We start from the raw sequence: 620 nt of genomic DNA, 5'->3' as shown, positions 1-620 counted from the left end.
GGCGAGCGCCAGGCAGGGAAAGCGCGCTTCGTCGGCCGCCTCGAAGGTGAGGCTGCCGAGGGCCACGAGGTCGAGGGGCCGGCCGCGGGCGATGGTCAGGCGGTCACCGAGGCCCAGGCAGTGCGAGATCGGAACCCGCATGTCGGGCAGCGCCAGCTCGGCGGTGACGGCGCCGTCGAGCCAGTAGATCATGCCGTGGATCACCGATTGCGGATGCACCACCACGTCGAGGCGGTCCGGCTCGATGCCGAACAGGTGGTGCGCCTCGATCAACTCCAGCCCCTTGTTCATCAGGGAGGCGGAATCGATGTTGATCTTCATGCCCATCGACCAGGTCGGGTGGGCGGCGGCCTCGGCCGGCGAGGCGGCCGCGATGCGTTCGCGTGTCCAGGTCCGGAAGGGGCCGCCGGACGCGGTGATCATCATGGTGCGCACGTCCGCGAGCGGCCGCCCGGCCATCGCCTGGCTGAGCGCGTCGTGCTCGGAATCCATCGGCAGGATCGTCGCGCCGTAGCGCTTGGCGTCGCGCATGAAGGCGTCCCCGGCGCAGACCAGGCTCTCCTTGTTGGCGAGCGCGACCCGGCGCCCGAGGCGGAGCGCCGCGTGGGTCGGCTTCAGCC

1 pseudogene is annotated in these 620 nt (G+C 71.3%); it reads right to left on the bottom strand.

Going from position 1 to position 620, the window contains the following annotated elements:
- Nucleotides 1-620 (bottom strand): annotated as a pseudogene (locus FV222_RS28550) (1-deoxy-D-xylulose-5-phosphate reductoisomerase); the annotation flags it as partial.

The organism is Methylobacterium sp. WL103, from assembly GCF_008039885.1.
In the GTDB taxonomy this organism is placed as follows: domain Bacteria; phylum Pseudomonadota; class Alphaproteobacteria; order Rhizobiales; family Beijerinckiaceae; genus Methylobacterium; species Methylobacterium cerastii.
Note: the sequence above shows the minus strand (reverse complement) of the source record. Positions and strands in the feature narration are given on the sequence as shown.